Here is a 3,621-nt window from a genome sequence, read left to right as displayed (position 1 = left end):
GGGCGGGTGGCTCGGGGGCCTGGGCGATGGCCGTGGTGCGGCCGATCGGCGGCAGCTGCTTCTCGCGCGGGGCCCGCTTGGGCGTGCGCGGCCGGTCTGCGAAGGGGCTGATGATCTGCCGGGCCTCCGGCCGCGGTCCGCGCGGTTCGACGCGGGCGGGCTGGATTGCCGACCAGGTCAGGTCCAGCTCGGTCTCGATCGCGGTGTGGGCGACGGTGCATGGGTCGCACGGGGTCTCGTCGAGCTCGAGGTGGCGGCGGTAGCCGAGGCGGGTGCCGCATTCGGAGTGCGGGTCGGTGGTCACGGTGACGGTCGCCTCCTCGGGGTGGGTGGTCGGGGGGAGCTGTCCGGTGCGGATGGCGTGTTCGCGGCGTTCGCGTCCGTTGAGGCCGCCGCGGATGCCCATGGGGTTGCCGGGGTATGTGGCGTCTTCGGCGATGGCTGCCTGGAGGCATTCGGTCTGGACGGGGCAGCGGAAGCAGATCTGTTTGGCGGCGGCTGCGTAGGCGGGGCCGCCGCCGTCGGGGAAGAACAGGTCGATGTCTTCGCCGCGGCAGGCGGCGCGTGCCTCCCAGGTGGCGGCCGGTGCCAGGAGGGTGGGTACGGCGCGCTTGTGGGGGCGGTGAGCGGTGCCCATCAGCCCACCTCCGGCTTGAGCTGCCAGATGTGGATGACCGCGCCAGGGCTGCCCAGGACGTCGAGCCCGCCGGACGCGTCCCCGGCGTAGTGCTTGGCCAGGCGCTGGTACTCCACGACGCGGGCGTCGTCCTTCCACACGATGCCGGTGAGGGCGTCCTCGGTGGAGCGGAGCAGCTTGGACAGGTCCGGCGTGGAGGCAGGGCGCCACATGAGGGTCTTGGACCACGGAATGCCGGCGGGCCACCAACTGGGTTTGCTGGCGGGGCGATCACGGACGGTGAAAATCATCCACGCGGCGAGGGGGCCGTCGAGGGGGCGCCAGCCGGGGATGGCCTGGGTGGTGTCGAGGGCGGCCTGCTTGACGTCCTGCCGCCAGGGCTTGACCTTCTTCGACGATTCGATCATGACGCCGCCGCCGACGTGGCGCTTGGAGCCCTGCGGGGCGGGGGTTCCGTAGACGGTGATGGTGATGTCGGGGTCGCCGGGCTGCCAGCCGGGGACCGTGCGGCCGGGGAGAGCTTCGGTGTCGAACAGGGTCACAGCGCACCGCCGTTGCGACGCGAGTAGCTGTCACGGACGTACCGGCGCGACTGCTCTGGGTCGGCGTAGTAGCGCTCCCGGGACTTGACCCGCATCGCCTCACGACACGCCTCGCACGGGGCCTCACCGCGGTACCGGTGCTGCTGGTACCCGGCGGTGGTGCCGTGGTTGATGGGCTTGCGCTGGCCCTGCCGCTTGGCCCGGGCGCCGCCGCCCTTCTTGTACTCGCGGTTGGCGCGGCGGCAGTCCTCGCAGGGGGTCTCGCCGTGGCGGAGGTGCCGGGCGTACGCGGCCGCGGTGCCGCAGGGCTTGGTGGCGTTGGGGCCGCGGGTGGCCGGGGGGACGAGGCCGATGGCGGCCATGAGGTCGTCGAGCTGGTCGTCGCTGAGGTCAGGCATCGGGTCCTCCTGCCGGGATGTCGGCCCCGCAGTCGCAGCGGCCCGTGCCGTCGCGGTGCATCACGACGGCACGGGTGCGCAGCTCGGCGGGGCAGTAGCGGAATGCGGTGGTGACCACGGCCCGGGGCGCGACAGCGGCGTGGCGGGCGCGGCGGCGGGCGGGCCAGGTCCGGGCGACGTAGACCAGGGCGGCGACGCTGGCCATGACGGCGGCGGTGCCGTACTGGCCGGGCTCGGTGGTGAGGGGGCCGATCACAGGTCACCTCTGGCGGCTGCGGCGGCGGCGCGGCGGGTCTTCTCGCGGTCGCCGGCGGCGTCGAGGTCGCCCTCGGTGCTGCGGTTGCCGATGGCGTCGTCGAGCTGCTGGCTGAGCCGCTTGATCGCCGTGTCCTTCGTGATGACCTGGCGTTCGAGGGTGAGGATGCGGTCGGCCATGTCGATCTCGCGGCGCTTGGCGACGGCCGGGTTGCGCTCGAGGTCGGCGCAGCGCTCCTTCAGCTCGTCGATCCGGGCGATGAGTCGCTCTTTGTCCTCGCGGAGCTGCTTGTTCTCGCGCTTCTCGCGGCGTCCGAGGAGGCTCATGCCTGCACCTCCTCGGCGGGCAGCAGCGGCCACTCCCCCGCGATGACCTTGTTCGGGTCGCCGCCCTGCTCCGGGGTGGCCTTGGTGCGGAACCACTTCTGCAGCGAGGCCTGCTGCTCGGCGCGCCACTTCGCCTGCGACGCGAACAGGGCGCCGGGGCTGAGGGTGTTGAGCCGCGGGTACTTCGCGAACTGGGCCTCGGCGATGAGGAGCGCGGCCAGGGCGTCGGCCTCGGCGGTGTGCCAGTCGGTGAGCTCGACGCCATACCGCTCGCAGGTCGGCTTGAGCTTCCGGGCGCCCGTGCCCTTGACGTAGCGGTCCATCTGCTTGTCGATGACGATCGGGTCGACCAGCGTCACGGGGTCCTTGCCGAGCCGCTCACCGATGGTGGGCAGGCCGTGGCGGAGCAGCTCGTAGTGGAGGATCGACCAGTCGAAGCTGTGGTTGAACGCCACGAGCGGCATGCCGTGGGCGACGGCCGTGGTGATGTGGCCGGCGAGCTCGTCAAGCGCGGCCCTCGGCTCGACGCCGTCGGCCTGGGCCTTGGCGTCGTCGATGCCGTGGACTTCGGCGGCTTCGGCGGGGATGGGGACGCCGGTGTTGATGAGCCAGGAGAAGACGCGGTCGTCGCGGCCGGGGGCGCGGACGATGAAAGCGGCGGTGACGATGCGGTCCTCGAAGACGCTGGTGCCGGTGGTCTCGGTGTCCCATGCCGCCCTCCAGGCGGTGAGGAAGGTGGCGTTCACTGGCCACCGCCCTGGGTGCGCTCCTTGTAGATCCGCATCCCGAGCGCGTCGAGGGTCTCCTCGTCACCGTTCTCGTTCTGCACGACGGCGTGCAGCAGGTTCGCCTGCCGCAGCTCGTAGCCGATCTGATCCAGCCGCTGCGCACTGGTGCGCGGGTTGACGATCTCGTCGCGGTAGTCGTTGGCAGACCTGGTCGGTGCGTCGCCACGCTCAACGTTCACCGAGTCCGGGTCCGGGTCGCCGGTCGGGACCAGGCCGCCGAGGAACAGCAGCGAACGCAGCGACGTGGACAAGGCCTTGGCAGTGCCCTTGTCGGCGGAGTCCATCGACTCGCCGACCGACTGCACTTCAATGTGGTCGCCGGCCGGGCCGATGATCCGGTAGGTGACGGTCACCGTGCACTCGCGGGAGGGCTTGCCGGTGCTGGTCTTCACGTCGCGGTACGCAGCCTCGGTCTTCACGGGAAGGACGAGGACACCGTGGAGGCGGCAGGCCGGGCCGAAGGCGTTGAGGGCAGCGTCGACTCCCCGGAACTGGTAGCTGCCGTTCTGGTTGGGCTTGCCGTACCAGGCGCCCTTGCTGACGCCACGGACAGTGCCCATGACGCGGGACCAGGCGACGTAGACGGGGACCTGCTCGGGCCCGTCGGGGCCGAGCAGGTCCCCGTCTACGTCGCCTGGTCCCGCGTCATGGGCACTGTCCGTGGCGTCAGCAAG

General features: G+C 71.7%; 7 protein-coding genes. All 7 read right to left on the bottom strand.

The genetic code is table 11. The features are described 5' to 3' along the window. Positions 1-637, bottom strand: a 637-nt coding sequence (locus PV350_RS45590; protein ID WP_500339191.1) for a WhiB family transcriptional regulator, incomplete at its 3' end; no start/stop codon positions are given. Then, positions 637-1,179 (bottom strand): RusA family crossover junction endodeoxyribonuclease, encoded by a 543-nt coding sequence (locus PV350_RS45585; RefSeq protein ID WP_500339190.1) that lies wholly within the window; start codon positions 1,177-1,179, stop codon positions 637-639. The genes PV350_RS45590 and PV350_RS45585, both read right to left, overlap by 1 nt. Next, on the bottom strand, positions 1,176-1,577 hold the full coding sequence (locus PV350_RS45580; RefSeq protein ID WP_500339189.1) for a hypothetical protein: 402 nt from the start codon (positions 1,575-1,577) through the stop codon (positions 1,176-1,178). The genes PV350_RS45585 and PV350_RS45580 overlap by 4 nt, the downstream gene beginning before the upstream one ends. Continuing rightward, complete coding sequence (locus tag PV350_RS45575) at positions 1,570-1,833, bottom strand: hypothetical protein (protein ID WP_500339188.1); 264 nt, start codon at positions 1,831-1,833, stop codon at positions 1,570-1,572. The genes PV350_RS45580 and PV350_RS45575 overlap by 8 nt, the downstream gene beginning before the upstream one ends. After that, complete coding sequence (locus tag PV350_RS45570) at positions 1,830-2,159, bottom strand: hypothetical protein (RefSeq protein ID WP_500339187.1); 330 nt, start codon at positions 2,157-2,159, stop codon at positions 1,830-1,832. The genes PV350_RS45575 and PV350_RS45570 overlap by 4 nt, the downstream gene beginning before the upstream one ends. Then, a complete protein-coding gene (locus PV350_RS45565; protein ID WP_500339186.1) occupies positions 2,156-2,905 on the bottom strand; it encodes an exonuclease domain-containing protein in 750 nt (249 codons plus the stop codon). The genes PV350_RS45570 and PV350_RS45565 overlap by 4 nt, the downstream gene beginning before the upstream one ends. After that, on the bottom strand, positions 2,902-3,621 hold a 720-nt coding region (locus tag PV350_RS45560), incomplete at its 5' end, for an ERF family protein (RefSeq protein ID WP_500339185.1). The genes PV350_RS45565 and PV350_RS45560, both read right to left, overlap by 4 nt.

It is taken from the genome of Streptomyces sp. PA03-6a, from assembly GCF_033792765.1.
Taxonomy (GTDB): Bacteria; Actinomycetota; Actinomycetes; order Streptomycetales; family Streptomycetaceae; genus Actinacidiphila.
This window is presented reverse-complemented; position numbering and strand designations above follow the sequence as displayed.